Genomic DNA, 17,259 nt, shown 5'->3' with positions numbered 1-17,259 from the left:
TTCCTCCCAATTAGAATTGATAATCTAACACTTCTTTAATTTTAACAACAATTTTTTGAACTGATGGTTGGTGGAAATGTTCGCCACGATCAAATGGCACAATGATATCATATCCTGTTACACGAGCACAAGGTGCTTTTAAATATTCAAAACATTTTTCATTAACAGTTGCAATTACTTCAGCGGCAACTGAGAAAGAACGAACTGCTTCATGAACAACAATTAAACGACCAGTTTTTTTAACTGATTCAATTACCATTTCACGATCTCATGGTTGAATTGTTCGTAAATCAATTAAATCAACACTAACGTTTTTGCCTTCTCCTTTTAATTGTTCAATTGCTTTTTCACAATCCCCAACTTGGGCACCATAAGTCACAATTGTCACGTCAGTTCCTTCTTGTACTTTATAGCCTTCCCCGATTGGTAAAGTATAATATTCATCAGGAATATCTTGTTTAAATGCCCGATAAATTTTTGTTGGTTCTAAGAATAGCACTGGATCTGGTGATTCAACAGCGGCTAATAATAGTCCTTTTGTATCAAATGGTGTTGAAGGAATCACAACTTTTAACCCAGGATTATGAGCAAACATTGCTTCCATTGCTTCTGAGTGATGTTCTAAGGCACGAATTCCTCCTCCCATTGGCATTCTAATTACCATTGGGCAAGAAAAACGACCACGTGAACGGTTACGCATACGCGCAACATGGGTAAATAATTGTTGGATAATTGGATATGAGAATCCTTCAAATTGAATTTCCACAACTGGTTTTAAACCATTAATTGCCATTCCAACTGCTGTCCCAACTAAAGTTGCTTCGGCAATTGGCGCATCAAAACAGCGTTCTTCACCATATTTTTGTTGTAATCCAACTGTTGCTCGGAAAACTCCCCCTTCATATCCAGCATCTTCACCATAAACAATCACATTTTGGTGTTTTTCCATTGCTAAATCTAAGGCATGTGTTAACGCCTGAATATTATTCAAAACTGCCATTAGTGGTGTCCTCCTTTACTTGGATATGCTTCAAAAAATGCTTTTGCTTCTTCATATTGTTCTGCTAAAAAATCTGGCATTTCTTGATATGTATAAGCAAAAATATCTTTTAAATCAACATTATTATTTGCTTCAACTCAAGCAAATTCATCTTTAATAAACTGATCTTGTTCAGCATCTAGTTTTGTTTGTTCTTGTTCTGATCATTTTTTCTTTGCGATTAAATATGCTTTTAAACGAATTAATGGATCATTTTTAATTTGTTCTTGATGATTTTCTTCATCACGATAAACTTTTGGATCATCAGCGGAAGAGTGAGCTCCGATTCGATATGTTTCACATTCAATTAATGATGGTCCTTCCCCTTTACGAGCTAAAGCAATTGCTTCTTGGACAGCCCCATAAACAGCAAAGAAATCGTTTCCATCAACTAAAATGTTACGCATTCCAACAGCAATTCCTTTAACAGCAAAATTAATTGCTTTTGTTGCTTTTTTTCGTGGGGTTGAAATCGCAAATTGATTATTTTCCACAATAAAAATTGCTGGAACTTCATGCAATTTAGCAAAGTTCATTGCTTCATAAAATTCTCCTTCTGAAGAACCTCCATCACCAGTTGTTGTTAAAACAACTCCCCCAGTTTTATTATATTTTTCAGCAAAAGCTAACCCTGTTGCATGTGAATATTGTGTTGCAATGGGAATATTAACAGGTAAAACATTAACCCCTTCTGGTGTTTTTGCTCCCATTTCATTTCCACATCAATATAACATAATATTACGCATTGGAATTCCGGCTGTTAATCATGCGGCATTATTTCGATATGCTGGTGAAAATCAGTCTTTTCCTTTAATTATTTGCATTGCATAGGCTACTTCAGTGGCTTCTTGCCCTGTTGATGATAAGAATGATAACATTCTTCCTTGACGTTGCACTTTGTTTTGAAAATCATCTTGACGGCGTGATAAACACATTAGTTTATAAGCTGCTAAGACATCTTCATCACTAATTTTTGGCATTAATTCTGGTTTTAGAATTTTCCCAGTATTATCCATGATTTGTAATTTTTCATTTTTCAATGCATCAAATTTATCAAAATACATAGTTTTCTGTTCCTTTCTTATTTATGAACGATTGTTTCTAAAATTTCGGCGCGTGTAAATTTGTCGCCAAAAATTTTTGCTAAATCAAAGTGCTCTAAGACCTTGCTAATATCTTCAATTTGATACTTACAGTTAACTAAAGCTGCTTCTAATTGTTCGGTTCCTTCTCATCCTAAAAAGTCCCCAAAAAATTTAATTTCTTGAATTATTGAATTCTCAACATTCATTCTTACATCAAGTGTCCCTTTTCCCTCAAACCTAATTTTGTTTTGAAAGACAAAACTGGGGTTTTTACCATAAATCCATTCTCAAGTACGATATTTTTCCTCTGCTAACTTATGAGCTGCTGAGATGATATCTGCTGGAATTGCTTGAACAACTGTTCCTTGTTCAATAAGTTCTTGGATAATAAAATCCATGAAATCATCGATTGAAAGATCTTGTTTTAATAATGGTTTAATGTTTGTTACACGGGCTGGAATTGATTTAATTCCTTTTGAGATAATCTTTGATTGATCAACATTTAAATATTTTCCCATTTTACTTAAATCAACATTAAATAAAAAGGTTCCATGATGAAGTAAACGTTCTTTATACTGGAATTGCGCATTCCCTGAAATTTTTTTACCATCAATTTCAATGTCATTTTTGCCAGCAAACTGAGCATTTAATCCTAATTTGGTTAACACATCAATAAATGGTTGCAAAATTGTGTGATAGTTTTTAGCCATCGCACTATTTTTATCTAAAATAATTGAAAAGCATAAGTTTCCATCATCTTGATAAACTGCTCCACCCCCAGATGCTCGTCGGGCCACTTTAACATGATCATCATTCGCCAATTTTTGATTAACTTCTTCGTAAGTGTTTTGATTTTTGCCTACAATTACAGTGTTATGGTTTTTTCACAAAAACAAAATTGGCGTTGGTAGATCACTTTTTAATAAATACTCATCTAATGCTAGATTAAAATAGACATCGTTATCATTGCTTTTAAAGCATAACATAGCTAATTCCTAACTCACTATTTTTTAAAATAGTTTAGTCCTAAAACTTCTAGGCCAGCTAGGGTAATAAAATTATATGGTTTGTTAAAATGTGGTAAAAAGAAAATATCAATTAATGGTAACTCATCAATTGTTACTCCTTTCATGATTGCTAATGAAAACATATACATTACTTCAGTATGATTATTTTCTGAACCAACTTGGGCTCCAATGATTTTTCTTGTTTTTTTATCTCAAACAATTTTAATAATTACATTTTTATACGATGACATAAACTCTGGGCGATCATTATCACTAAAAGTAATTTGGTCATAATCAATCCCTAAATCTTTTGCAACAGTTTCGGTAACCCCTGTTGAAGCTAAACACCATCCAAAAACATTAATAGCATTTGAACCTTGGAATCCTGGTGATTCTAGGCCAGCTGGTTTAATAATATTAACCGCTGCTACTACTCCTGTTCGAACAGCATTTGTTGCTAAAGCAATATATGCTGATGTTTGTTTAGCGTTGTCATAAACTTCAACACAATCCCCAACCGCATAAATATTTGGATCAGATGTTTGCATATATTGGTCAACCATAATTGCGCCATTTTTATTTAAATCAACAACATTTTCTAACATTTTTGTTGCTGGGCGGAAACCAACTGCTCAAATTACTAAATCAGCTGGATAAGAACCTTTATCAGTCACAACATGACTAACAACATTGTTTTTTCCATCAAATTTAACAACTGTTTCTCCACCACGGAAAGTAACACCATCACGAAGCATTGCGCCTTCGACACAATCAGTAAATGGTTTATCATAATAACGTGGCATAATACGATCTGAAATATCAACTAGAGTAACATTTTTACCTTTTTGATAAAAAGCATCTACTAATTCAATTCCAATATAACCAGCTCCACAAACAACAACATTTTTAATGTTATCATCTTCATTGGCATTTTTTACAATCTCCCCATGTTGATATCATTTAACAATATGAACACCTTCTTGTTTAATTCCTTCAATTGGTGGAATAATTGGTCATGAACCAATTGCTAACACTAATTTGTCATAATTGTCCTCGAATTCTTCATTTGTCTGTAGATTTTTAACACGAATTTTTTGGTTTTTGTTATCAACCCCAATTACTTCGTGTTCCATATTAACTTTAATACCTTCACTTGCTAAAATCTCTGGTGAAGCATAAAATAATCCTTGCGGATCTTGTACTTCCCCCGAAACTCAAAGGGCGATTCCACACCCTAAGAATGAGATGTTGTTATTACGATCATACGTTACAATTTCAGCGCTTGGATCTAACCTTCTTAAAGTTCGAATCGCTGTTGTTCCGGCATGATTTGCTCCTACTACTATAATTTTCATTACTGATATAACTCCTTTCTAATATCTCGATAATTTTCCTACTTTTAGCTTTTCATCGTTTAACTAAAAAAATAAGATAAGTTATATCTTGTATAATTATATACTTTATTTAAATTTTTTTTATAAAAAAGTTATTTTAATAAAAAAAATCTCTTTCCATTTTTTGGCTAATTTTGCCGGTAGTTCAAAATAAAAAAGCCTGCTAACAGGCTCAGAATGATTAATTATTTGTTTTTATCAAAGTGCTTAATAAATCAGCGATTTTCGATTGGTAATAAGCGCGGAGTTTGATCATTAGCATTAATTTTATCTAACTCACGGTCAATGCGATAAATCCGCGCATCCAAATTATCTAAAAACGACAATATTTCTGCTTCTAATAAATGGGGTTCAACGGGAGAACCAAATTCTAATTTACCATGGCTTGCTAAAACTAAATGTTCTAGTAATAAGACTTTATCATCAACAATCCCATTTTCTTTGGCAATACGATGAATTTCATTACCCATAATTGAAATATGACCAAGCAGTTTTCCCGCTAAAGAAAAATCGCTAACAGTTCCAACACTAATTTCAATTACTTTTCCTAAATCGTGTAAAATTACACCACACCCTAAGAGTTCAAAATCAATTAAACGATCAGAATAAATTGTTCGTAAACTTTCGGCCATTTTTAGCATTGTTAAGCTATGTCATAGTAATCCTGATTTAATTTCATGATGATTACGGATGGCAGCTGGTCAAACTTTAAAATCTTCCCCATATTGTAATAAGATTAGTTCCATCATTTTTTTATAAACTGGTTCTTGTAAATTATTAACAAAATTAGTAATCTCTTGATACATTTCTTCGGCATTAATTGGTGCTGTTTCTAGAAAATCATCTAAATTAATTTCGCTTGGATCAACAATATTATAACTATTAATTTTTGCTTGTAAAATGCGACGATATTCAATAATGTTTATGTTAACTTCATAAAAGTTCCCTTTAACTCATGTTTCTAAATCAAGGGGTTTCGCATCTCATAATCGTGCTTCAATTGTCCCGGTTTTATCTTTTAGGGTAATTGATAAATATGTTGTCCCATTTGTTGCCACTCCTTGGGCAACTTTTTCGGCTAAAACTGTTAATTGTAAGTTTGAACCTTCTTTTGTTAAATCCTTAATTTGCATACAGCACCTTCTTTCTGTAATTACTTACAATAATAATCCTGGATTTGATAATAAGTATGCGACATAATGGGCAAACTTACTTGCTTCGGTAATATCAATAATCATTTCATTATATGCTAAAGTAATTACCATGATATCACGGATTGCAATATCATTTTTTTCAACAACTACTGGCTTTTTGAAAATAATGCCCATCCCAATTGCGGCTGAATGATGTTCAGGAATTGTTAAAGTCCCTCTTGTTACGCCAAAATCGCCAAAATTAAAAATTGAGAAAGTTGAATTTTCGTAATCAAAGGCTTCACTATTATCATCATATTCCTTTACAGCTAAGGCATTACATTTTGTTGCAATTTCTTTAATTGTGTCATCTTTTAAATCAAATAAAACTGGCGTTGAAATTGTTGTATCATTGTCTAAACTAACAGCAATATTGTAAATTCATTTAAAAATAACACTTTGCGTTCCTAAGTTAAAACTAGCATTTAACAGCGGGAATTTTTTTAACCCACTGTGAACTGCTTTTACAAAAAATGGTAATAATGTTAACTCAATATTTTGTTGTAAATAAGCTTCGCGCATAATTGTTAATAAGTTAACCAATTCAGTCACATCAACTTCAATATCTAAAAAAGTTTGGGCATTTTTATTAGGATTTTTTAATAATCGTGCAACACGGCGATAAGCATGCGGACTTAATTTTACCTCACTACTAATATTATCATTGTCTTCCTGACGAATATCATGTGGTTCTTCAACATTTTTTGTTAAATCAGCAATAATTTCCCCTTGTTCAAAACTAGGTTGTTCTGAACTTAATGGTCCTGGTTCTTCGGGACTTGGGGTTTGCACAATATTATTATCCTCTAATTCTTGTTCCATTAATTCTTCATTAAAATAAATAATTTCCGTTGGAGTTGGTTCAATTTCAACTTGCCCTGGTTCAATATTACTTTCATGATTTAAATCATTTTGAATATCACTATACATTCGATGGACAAATGTTTTTGATAATTCATCACGGAAAGGTTGTTGTTTTTTAAAGCTTGAATGTTCTGATAACTGGTCAACATCAACATCGGAAATTAAATTGTTAATAATTTCTTCTTGAATATCAACAGTATTAGTTGCTGTTTCAACGTTTTGTAAGTTTTTACGTAAACTATTCATATTTGAAATAAAATCTTTGTCCGCTGCAACTGGTTGGGAAGTATTATTTACTTCCTCTGTTAATAAAACTGATGTTGTCGTAATTTCATCGCCAAAAGCAAAAGTTTGATTATTTCCTTCTGGTGGTGTTGGTCCAACTGGTTCTGTAATTGGTGGTGTTGATTGTTCATTTAATACTGGCTCAATAATTTCTTCGGTTAATTCAATTGAATCAGAATTTTCTCCTGCTACTTTCCGAGCTAATAATGTTTCAATTAACTCTTCACGAAAAATTTCTGTTTCGGTTTTTTTATTTTGATTATTATCAAAACGAACATTAGTAAAATTTGATTTATTATAAATGTTTTTTTGATCATGATGATTATAATGGCTAGCTTGATTATTTAATTCCAGTAAAATATCACCTGTATTAATTACTTTATTTTCATAAATACTTAAATTAGTTACAACTCCTGGACCAGGAGCTTTAATTTCATAAACCCGGCTTTGTGTAACAACATTAACTAATTTATCATCTTTTTGGACTAGTTGCCCCTCTTTTACAAAAACATTATCAATGATTCCCTTGCGATTATCATCGGCCTCAAAAAAAATTTTTCCCATTGTAAATCCCCTTTTTCTTTAATTATCTTATCATAAAATTAATTGTTTAAATATTTTTCTGCTAATTCTTGGTACATTAACTGCATCTTTGTTTTTGCCCCTTGGGCACTTTTATCAACACAAACAAAATAGAATTTAATTTTCGGTTCCGTCCCACTGGCACGAACAGCAAATCAACTACCATCAGCAAAATAAAATTTTAATAAATCTTGTCCCGGCATATTATATAATCCGGTTAAATAATCTTCTTTTTTAACACAGCTAATTCCATTTAAAGCTGGTAAAGTGTTTTCGCGTAATGTTTTTAACATTCCTTTAATAATTTCTGGTCCTTCTACCCCAGTACGAACTAAATTAACGGTATTACAATAATAGTAACCAAATTTTTCGTATTGTTCATTTAGGATATCTAAGAATGATTTCCCTAAGTTATGATAATATCAACATGCTTCGGCAATAACTAATGATGCTTGAATACCATCTTTATCGCGCACAATGTCTTTTAAAACATAACCATAAGCTTCTTCAAACCCAAATAGGAATGTTCGATTTTGGTTTGGTGCTTTTGCCATTTGATCACCAATTCATTTAAAACCAGTTAAAGTTTTCACAACTTCAACCCCATAACTTTCCGCTACTTTATCTGATAAATTTCCAGTTACAAAAGTATTATACATTACCCCATTTGTTGGTAAAGTATTATTTTTTTGATAGTGCGAGAATAAATATTCTAATAAGACAGGCGCTGTTTCATTTCCTGTCATTAAATAATATGAGTTATCCCCTTGCCGAATTCCAATTCCTAATCTGTCAGCGTCAGGATCATTTAAAATAATAATATCAGCATTATGTTTTTGGGCGTATTTAATTGGTAAATCAAAACACTCAGCTAGTTCTGGATTTGGATTTGGGGCATAAGTAAAATCAGGATCATTATTAAACTGTTCTTCTACTATAATAACATCATAACCACATTCTCTTAAAATCCGTGGTGTTCAATCTTTACTTGTCCCATGTAGATTGGAAAAGACAATTTTGATATTGCGTTTTTGTCCTGGATAAAATTGCATTGCTTTTACATCTTCAACATAATTTTCTTCCACTGTTTGAGAAACAAATGTTAACAGTTCGGGTTGGGGATGCAAATTTAAAGTAAATACTTCCTCTTTAATTTTCAAATAATTTTCCCCAATAACATCAGTATCAACTGGTAAAAATTGGCTCCCATTATGATCATAGATTTTATACCCATTATATTCGCGTGAATTATGGCTAGCGGTAATAATTACTCCGGCTGTTGCCCCAATTTTACGAATTGTATACGACACCATTGGTGTTGGACGCAAATCATTATTATGAAATAAAATTGCTTTAACCCCATTCGAAGCAAATATCTCCGCCACTTCTTGAGCAAATTTTTCAGAAAAATGACGATTATCATGCCCAATTATAACCCCTTTTTCTTTTAAATCAGTTAGGGAGTATTTTTTTTGTAAAAATTGTAAAAAAGCTAAGGTTGCTCGACGAATTGTATATAAGTTCATTTTCCCTGTTCCCGGACCAATTAAACCACGCAACCCCGCTGTTCCAAATTCCAAATCACTACTAAAGGCTTCAAGTAACTCTTGTTCTGACATGGCCTTGAATTGTGCCCCCAATTCTGGTTCTAAATCTTTCGCATTTTTTCATAAATTTAAATTATCAATATAAGACATAATTGTTTCCCTCTTTCTTAAATTAAGTATACTATGTTTTATTAGTAATATTCTAGTCAAAATAATCACTTTGTAAAAAAAATAAAAAAAATAATATGGTTGCCATATTATTTTAAATTGGTGTTTCCAAATCGTATGTTCTTCCTTCAATAATGAAAATTAATAGTTCGGTAATACTAATAATATGTAAACCAGCGCGTTCAATATATTTTAATTGTTGCATTGTTGATGTAATAACTTTAATTTCTTCTTTTGTTTTAACATCCCGAATTTTTTCAATTAATTCATTATTTTCTTTTTTAAAGATGCGATCTAATTCAACATCATATTTTGGCATATTATAAGCTAATTCAATTTTTTCTTCCTCAAAAATTTTTGAAACCTCGGACAACATTTCAATTACTTTTGCTACTAATTCTTCTAAGTAGTGAACTAATTTATTTGATGGGGTATATTTAATAAAGTATCGACAAACATTTTTTGCATAATCAGCAATTCTTTCCACTTCCCGAACAATTGAAATAAATCCAACCGCACGGCGTAAATCACTGGCCACCATTTGTTGTTTGGCAATTTTTCATAATGACACATCAATAAAGGCCTCTTCCATCCGGTTAATTGTTTCATCCATATTAATTACCGCTTGGGCTAATTCAAAATCATTTTTTTGAATACTTAATAACATATCTTCATATTGATGTGTTGTAATTTTAATCATATCAATTACAATTTGTTTAATTTGTAATAAGTCATTTTCTACTCTAACACTCATCTTGCAGTTCCTCCTTATTCTTCTTGCTACTCAAAGCGACCAGTAATATATTTTTCCGTTTTTTTATTGGCTGGATGGGAAAAAATAATTTTTGTTTTATTATATTCAATTAATTCCCCTTTTAGGAAAAAGGCGGTGTAATCAGCTACCCGGGCAGCTTGCTGCATATGGTGGGTAACAATAATAATTGTAAAATCTTTTTTTAATTCTTGAATTAGTTCTTCAATTTTCGAAGTTGAAATTGGATCTAAGGCACTAGTTGGTTCATCCATTAATAAAATCTTTGGTTTCATCGCAATTGCTCGGGCAATACATAATCGTTGTTGTTGTCCTCCAGATAAAGCAAACGCCGAATCTTTTAAATTATCTTTTACTTCATCTCATAACGCGGCTTTTTTTAAACTATCAACAACTAAGCTATTTAATAATTTCTTGTCTTTAACCCCTTGGTTTCGTGGACCATAAGCAACGTTATCATAAATTGACATTGGAAAAGGGGCTGGTTTTTGAAATACCATCCCAATATCTGTTCGTAATTTAACAATATCGGTATCAGCATCATAGATATTTTTCCCGTTAATCGAAATTTCCCCTTCAAAAACTGTTTTTGGTTCCATATCATTCATTCGGTTAAATAATCGTAATAACGTTGATTTACCACAACCGGATGGACCAATAAAGGCCGTAACAGTATTTTCTTTAATATTCATTGAAATATTATATAATGCTTGCTTATTTCCCTTATAGAAAAAGTTAACATTTTTAACTTCAATTAAATTGGGATTATTATCCGATGAATCAAAAGCTGGTCTTTTTAAAAAACTTCTTGCGTCCATTATTTATCTCCTTGTTCTTTTTCAATTCGTGCTTGCTTACGAGCGCGTTGTTTGCGGAATCAGTGTTGTCATTTTTTCTCAATTTGCTCTTTTTTATCTTGATAGAATTCTTTTGAAAAAAAGTATTTTAATGCGATAAAACGATTTGTTCATTTTTGTTTAAAGCCAACTTTAACATAATCAGGGGCCATTTTTTTACCCAAGGTTGTCGCTGAGATATTTGCTAATAGAATTAAAACCATAATGGTAAAGGCTAATTCATACATAATTCGCATCGCATCAGCAGTTGAACCTTCTTTTGATAACATTAAGATTTGGGTTGTTAAACTTGCCCCTGGTGATAAGAAACCAGCAATTGGTAAACGAACAGCTGTTCCTAATGTTAAATAAACTGGGGCTGATTCACCAATTACCCGTCCAATTGCTAAAATAACAGCTGTTACAATTCCGGGCATCGCATTTGGTAAAACAACTTTAATTGTTGTTGCCGTTTTTGTCGCCCCTAATGCTAAGGATGCACTACGTAATGCTGGGGATACCCCTTGCAATGATTCTTCAATACTACGAATCATAATTGGTAAAATAACAATTGTTAAGGTTAATCCCGCCGATAAAATCGAAATTGGCAACTTACATACCCCAATAAAGAAAGCTAACCCAAAGGTTCCATAAATAATACTTGGTGTTGATGATAAAACATCAATTGCATAGCGGACAATACGTGCTAAACGACTATTTGGGGCAGCATATTCACTTAAATAAATTGCGACAATCATACTTAAAGGAATCGCAAAAATCATTGCACATATTACTAATAATAATGTTACTAGAAAAGCCGATAAAATTCCAGCCCCCTCACTATATGTTGAAGTTGAAATTAAATCATGTCATACCATCCCAAATAACCCTTTTCAAATAATCGTGACAAGGACTAATAAGGTAAAAGAAATTACAATAATTGTTGAGGATATTAGGAAAAAGAAACCAATTCCATCGCGAACTTTTTTAATCGTACGTGTTTGTTCAATTTTATTATAAAAAAGGCTATTCATTTTTTTAGCATTATAAGAACTACTTAAGGTTAGTTTTTTTCCTTTTTTAATCGTATGTAAATTTTTCTTACGGCTTTTAATTGCTTGCGAACTAATAACAATAATATTAATAATACAAACAAAAATAAATAGAATTAAACCAATTGCATATAATGCTGATTCATGCATTGGCCCTGAGTTTTCTAACATTTCCAACCCAATTGTTGAAGCAAGGGTTGTAATTGAAGAAAAAATAAAGTTTAAGAAACCATTATCAATTTTTAAGCCATCAGGCGCATTTCCGGCAATCATCATAACAGCCATTGTTTCTCCAATAATACGGGCAACTCCTAACATAATTGCCGTTACAATTCGAAATGATGCTGACTTTAAGACAATACGATAAGTTGTATGAGTTTTACTTAATCCTAAAGCTAATGATCCAAAACGGTAAGCTTCGGGAACATTTTCAATCGCATTAACTGATAAAGAAATCATAATTGGTAACCCCATAAAAGCTAGAGTAATTGATGTAACCAATAAATTTGATGTTGATGGTGCCCCCAGTAACATAAAGAATGGCCCTAAAATGGTTAGAGCAAATAATCCAAAAACAACCGAAGGAATTCCCGCTAGTAAACGGACAATCCCAATTACTTTTGCTTTTAAGCGCGGACTTAAATATTCAGTAATATATAACGATGAAAAGATTGTTAATGGTACGGCAAATAGCAAGGAAATTAATAAAACAAAGAAAGTTGAAATAATAATCCATCAAATCCCAAATTGATTATTATTGGCATTTCAAGTTCGCCCTGATAAAAATCCTCAAAAACCACCAGGGTAATGTTGGAAGAAATAAATTGATTTGTAAATAATAAAACCAACTAGCGTTAATAAAATTAAGATCGTAATAACAGCAAAACTGTAAATTAAAACTTTTGATAAAAAATCAATTAATTGTTTGCGGCTACGAAAATTGTTTTTAACGCGTTTCCAATAATTTTCTCACTTTTCTTTAACTGTTAGTTTTTGCATCGGGGATGGGGTTGTTGTCTTTGCCATTGTTTGTGCTCCTTTATTTCTTAACCTTCATATTCATAATCTTTTAAATCTTGATAATTATTATTAGGAATTTTCTGGCGAATTAAATCTCAAATACTTAAATAATTTTGTTTGAAGTCTCATGGGTATGGTTCAGTCAGAGTAGTTTCGCCACTAAGAGCAAATTTCGTATTATTATTATATTTTTGAAAGTAATGATCTTCTGGTGCTAACGGTTCTTCGCCTTCTAAAATATATCAATAAGCGGCATCATGAGGTCCTAATTCATATGTTGGATCATAAAATTTACTATCTTTGAGTGTTTTAGCATAAGGAATTGGATCCAACATTCAGGCTAAAAATTTCAAAGTTGGAACCAGTTGGGAACTATTAGTATTAACAATTCCTGTAAAAGGACGATTTAAAGAATACATCGAGTTAAAAAGAAATTCTCCTTCTGGTGTTTCAATAAATGGTACTTGTGGATCTGGCGATATTATCGGGTTGATAACAGCAGCAATCCGATTTTTTCCTAATTTATCAGCTACTTGTTCAATGAATGAAAACGAAATATAACCAAATGACCCTGGTGTTCGTGTTACTGATTGGAACATTGCCCCGTTTGAAGAAGCAACTTCGTTTGTTGAATAATCTTTTTTATAAATTACTGATGATTCAAAAAAGCTCCGTGTTCCACTCCCTGCTTCTCTAGTAATAGTATAAAAAGGGGCATCATTTGTACAAGTTAATTGATTACCAAAAACACTTTTTCAAGTGGCATTTTGACTATAAATTTGTTGCATTGCTTTTGTTCCTGGTTCAGGATTACCGTTTTCATTAAGACCAAATTCTGAGAAAGTTAATGGTTTATCATTGTCACTTAAAAAACAACCATTTGGTAAATTATAGAATAAGACAATATAATCACGAGCAAAAACAAAACGATTAATTCCATTATTATTTCATAAATTTTGGGCATTTGTACCATTATCGCCATCAATTGGTGTTGAATGAACATCTTCGGATAATAATCCAAATTCATAACTACCATTTTTAACCCCCACCAAGGCAGCAGCACTCCCTAATGAGTTATATAAAACATCACTACCACTATCACGGCGATATTGTTCAGTAATATCAGCCATAATTGCTGAAACAGAGGTACTTCCCCCACCAACAATTACATTACTAGCAGCTGAAATTGTTCAAATTATAATTGAAATAACTAAAATTAACACAAAAGTAATAATTGTCATCATTCGGTGACTTGCAATCGCACTAAAAACATTTCTAAAAAATGCTTTAAACTTATTAACTTTTTTAGGGTTAGCAGGGTTTGCTTTTTCCATGAAATTTATTAACCTCCTATACTTCAAGTAATTAAAAATTTCACTAAACTACTTGTTAATTATATCAAAAAAAGATTGGAAAACGATAAAATCGTTTTTTAATTCCAGATTAATTTACCCGATTTTCCCCTTCACTTTCAATGTTTTTAATTAATTCTTCCGCTTGTTGTAACTTAATACTTACAATTTTTGTAACTCCTTTTTTCTGCATTGTTGCTCCATACAAGATATCACAATTTGCCATTGTTCCAACACGGTGCGTTACAATTAAGAATTGGGTTGTATCAATAAAAGTTTTAATGTATTTAGCAAAACGTTCAACATTTGCTGGATCTAATGGAGCTTCAGCTTCATCTAAAATTACTAATGGGATTGGGCGCGCCTTTAAAATTGCAAATAAAACTGATAATGCAACTAGTGATTTTTCTCCTCCCGATAGTAAGTTTAAATTAGCAATATTTTTTCCTGGTGGTGAAACTTTAATATCAACACCCGTTTCTAAAATATTGTCTGGCTCAGTATAAATAATTTTTGCTGTTCCCCCACCAAATAAAACTTCAAAAGTATGTGGTAAGTTTTTATTAACAGCTTTAATTGTTTGATCAAATTGTTCTTGCATTAAATTATCCATTTCCGAAATTGAATGTAGTAAATTTTTAACAGATTTATTTAAATCCTCATATTCTTTTAACATAAAATTATAGCGGCTATCTTCTTCTTGATATTCCGCAATTGCTTCTAAGTTAACATTCCCAATATCGGCTAAATCACTTCGTAATTGTTTAATTTCTTCACGTACTGCTTCTTCATTATCAATTGCGGCTAACGATAACGTTGTCGCATGTTCATAGGTCATATGGTATTCTTCTGTTAAACGCATTAAATCTTGTTGTGTTTTAACATTTAACATTGAAATATCAGTGCTAATTTTTCCAACTTGTTCTTGTAAGGCTGAAATATAATAACGACGTTCTGAAATATAGTTATTTAAATCATTTAGTGTTACTGTTTGTTTTTCTTTTAAACTGCGCGCAACATTTAATTGTTGTTCAATATTAACTTTAATAATTTCTTTTTGATTAATCATTTCATTAATGTTAATACTTTCTGACCCATTTTCAAATTCTGACTCATCAATATTTTTTGCCGTTAATAATTGATATTCATTTTTAATTTTTAACTTATCTTGTTCAACAATTTCAATTTGGCGTTTACTTGCCCCAATTGAAGCTTGGTTTTCCGAAATTTTTTCATTAATTTCCTCTAACTGCGTTTTTAAACCATTTAATTGTTTGTTAATTGCTTCTTGTTCGGCTACTTTTTTGGCTAATTGTTCGCGAATTGTTGTTAATTCTTTTTCAAAGTTAACAATTATTTGCTTAGCATTTCGTGATCCCCCAGTAATTGCTCCTTGTGGACGAATGATTTCTCCTTCTAGGGTTACAATATTATATTTAAAGTTTAATAACTGACCAACTTCTTGGGCACTATCAAAATTATCACAAATAATATAACGACTTAATAAGTAATCAACCGCTTGGCGATATTCTTTTTTTGTTGTGATTAAATTATGTCCCAGACCTAAAAAACCAGGAACAGACTTGATGACAAATTGTTCATTATCACTAATATAACGAGGTTGAATCCGATCTAATGGAATAAATGTCGCATGACCAGCATTATTTTGTTTTAAATAAGAAATTGCTTTTTTAGCACTATCAACATTTTTAACAATAATGTCTTGTAAACGCCCACTTAAAGCAACGGCCATCGCATATTCATATTTATCATCAAAACTAATAATTTCTTGGACTAAGCCAACAATCCCTGGTAAAACATTTTTATTTTTAATAATGTTTTTAACCCCCGGATGTAAATTATCTTGGTTATCAATATTACGTTGGGCTTGTTCTAAATCCGTTTCAAGACGAATAATTGAACGGTTTAAGGCCCCTAATTGTTCATTTAAACTACCTTGTGTTTTAACTAAGCTTCGTTGACTATCATGGTCTTCAACTTGTTGGGTTTTTAAAGCTGCTAATTTCTCAGTTTCCATTTGAACAATGGCTTTTAAATCATTATATTTTGCTAACATTTCAACAATTGTAATATCATTATTAGCCATTTTTAAAGAATTTTTCTTATTATCTAATTCAATTTTTTGAACTTTTAAATTCCCAATTTCTGTTACTAAACCTTGGAAGTCTTTTGATAATGAGTTAATTTTATTATCTAACCCATAATTAACTTTTGTAAGTTCATTATATTCATTTTCTTTATTTTTTAAATCACGTTCAGCTTCATGTTTTTCGGAAGTAATAACTTTTTGTTGTTCCCGTAATTCTAATAATTTTTCATTAAAAAAAGTAATATCTTTCACTAAAATCGATAACTCAATTTCATTTAACTTATCTTTTTTCTCTTTATAACGTAATGCTTTACTACTTTGGCGTTTTAAACTTGGTAATTTTCGTTCAATTTCATTAATAATATCTTTTAAACGATCAAGATTTTCATTAGAACGTTCTAGTTTTTTTAACGATTCTAATTTTCGTTTTTTATATTTAGCAACTCCCGCTGCTTCTTCAAATAAAGCTCGGCGTTCTAATGGTTTTGCTTCGGCAAAACCATTTATATTTCCTTGTGAAATAATTGCCAATGATGACTTAGTTAAACCAGTATCAAGGGCAAATTCTTGGACATCTTTTAAACGGACACGTTGATTATTAATAAAGTATTCATTTTCTCCAGAACCACGAAAAACCCGACGAACAATTTCAATTTCGTCATAATCAAGGTTAAAAATCCGGCGGGTATTATCAAATGTTAATTTGACTTCGGCCATATTTAGCGCTGATTTAGCATCTGAACCATTAAAAATAACATCTTCACTATTATCTCCCCGTAAAGACTTAATTGATTGTTCTCCTAAACATCAACGAATGGCGTCAGTAATATTTGATTTTCCACTCCCGTTTGGACCAACAATTCCAATCATTTCATGGTCAAAATTAATCGTTAACGGATCAGCAAATGATTTAAATCCTACTGCTTCTAATCTCTTTAAAAATAACACCTGTT

At 31.6% G+C, this 17,259-nt stretch carries 12 protein-coding genes; all 12 read right to left on the bottom strand.

Annotated elements, in window-relative coordinates; genetic code table 4:
- Nucleotides 1-10: 10 nt before the first annotated feature.
- The 12 genes from SSYRP_RS01465 to SSYRP_RS01410 all read right to left on the bottom strand — a co-directional run bounded on the left by SSYRP_RS01465 (nt 11) and on the right by SSYRP_RS01410 (nt 17,254).
- A complete protein-coding gene (locus SSYRP_RS01465) occupies nt 11-1,000 on the bottom strand; it encodes an alpha-ketoacid dehydrogenase subunit beta (RefSeq protein ID WP_016340538.1) in 990 nt (329 codons plus the stop codon).
- A complete protein-coding gene (pdhA, locus tag SSYRP_RS01460; RefSeq protein WP_016340537.1) occupies nt 1,000-2,103 on the bottom strand; it encodes a pyruvate dehydrogenase (acetyl-transferring) E1 component subunit alpha in 1,104 nt (367 codons plus the stop codon). Before pdhA ends, SSYRP_RS01465 begins: the two co-directional genes overlap by 1 nt.
- Nucleotides 2,104-2,120: 17 nt before the next feature.
- Nucleotides 2,121-3,110 (bottom strand): lipoate--protein ligase, encoded by a 990-nt coding sequence (locus tag SSYRP_RS01455; RefSeq protein ID WP_016340536.1) that lies wholly within the window; start codon nt 3,108-3,110, stop codon nt 2,121-2,123.
- A 17-nt stretch (nt 3,111-3,127) separates the two neighbouring features.
- Entirely contained in the window at nt 3,128-4,486 is a 1,359-nt protein-coding gene (locus tag SSYRP_RS01450; protein WP_016340535.1) for an FAD-dependent oxidoreductase, read from the bottom strand.
- Between the two features lie 224 nt (nt 4,487-4,710).
- Nucleotides 4,711-5,658 (bottom strand): 3'-5' exoribonuclease YhaM family protein, encoded by a 948-nt coding sequence (locus SSYRP_RS01445; protein ID WP_016340534.1) that lies wholly within the window; start codon nt 5,656-5,658, stop codon nt 4,711-4,713.
- A 24-nt stretch (nt 5,659-5,682) separates the two neighbouring features.
- Complete coding sequence (locus SSYRP_RS01440; protein WP_016340533.1) at nt 5,683-7,431, bottom strand: 2-oxo acid dehydrogenase subunit E2; 1,749 nt, start codon at nt 7,429-7,431, stop codon at nt 5,683-5,685.
- A 38-nt stretch (nt 7,432-7,469) separates the two neighbouring features.
- Nucleotides 7,470-9,146 carry a phospho-sugar mutase gene (locus SSYRP_RS01435; RefSeq protein ID WP_016340532.1) on the bottom strand — a complete coding sequence of 559 codons (1,677 nt, stop codon included), beginning with the start codon at nt 9,144-9,146 and terminating at the stop codon, nt 7,470-7,472.
- A 112-nt stretch (nt 9,147-9,258) separates the two neighbouring features.
- Entirely contained in the window at nt 9,259-9,918 is a 660-nt protein-coding gene (gene phoU / locus SSYRP_RS01430; RefSeq protein WP_016340531.1) for a phosphate signaling complex protein PhoU, read from the bottom strand.
- A 26-nt stretch (nt 9,919-9,944) separates the two neighbouring features.
- Nucleotides 9,945-10,754 (bottom strand): phosphate ABC transporter ATP-binding protein PstB, encoded by an 810-nt coding sequence (gene pstB / locus SSYRP_RS01425; RefSeq protein WP_016340530.1) that lies wholly within the window; start codon nt 10,752-10,754, stop codon nt 9,945-9,947.
- Entirely contained in the window at nt 10,754-12,850 is a 2,097-nt protein-coding gene (pstA, locus tag SSYRP_RS01420; protein WP_016340529.1) for a phosphate ABC transporter permease PstA, read from the bottom strand. Before pstA ends, pstB begins: the two co-directional genes overlap by 1 nt.
- Nucleotides 12,851-12,870: 20 nt before the next feature.
- A complete protein-coding gene (gene ptsS, locus SSYRP_RS01415; RefSeq protein ID WP_016340528.1) occupies nt 12,871-14,178 on the bottom strand; it encodes a phosphate ABC transporter substrate-binding protein in 1,308 nt (435 codons plus the stop codon).
- Nucleotides 14,179-14,287: 109 nt separating this feature from the next.
- Nucleotides 14,288-17,254, bottom strand: a complete 2,967-nt coding sequence (locus SSYRP_RS01410; protein WP_016340527.1) for a chromosome segregation protein SMC — start codon at nt 17,252-17,254, stop codon at nt 14,288-14,290.
- Between the last annotated feature and the right edge of the window lie 5 nt (nt 17,255-17,259).

It is taken from the genome of Spiroplasma syrphidicola EA-1 (genome assembly GCF_000400955.1).
GTDB lineage: Bacteria > Bacillota_I > Bacilli_A > Mycoplasmatales > Mycoplasmataceae > Spiroplasma > Spiroplasma syrphidicola.
Note: the sequence above shows the minus strand (reverse complement) of the source record. Positions and strands in the feature narration are given on the sequence as shown.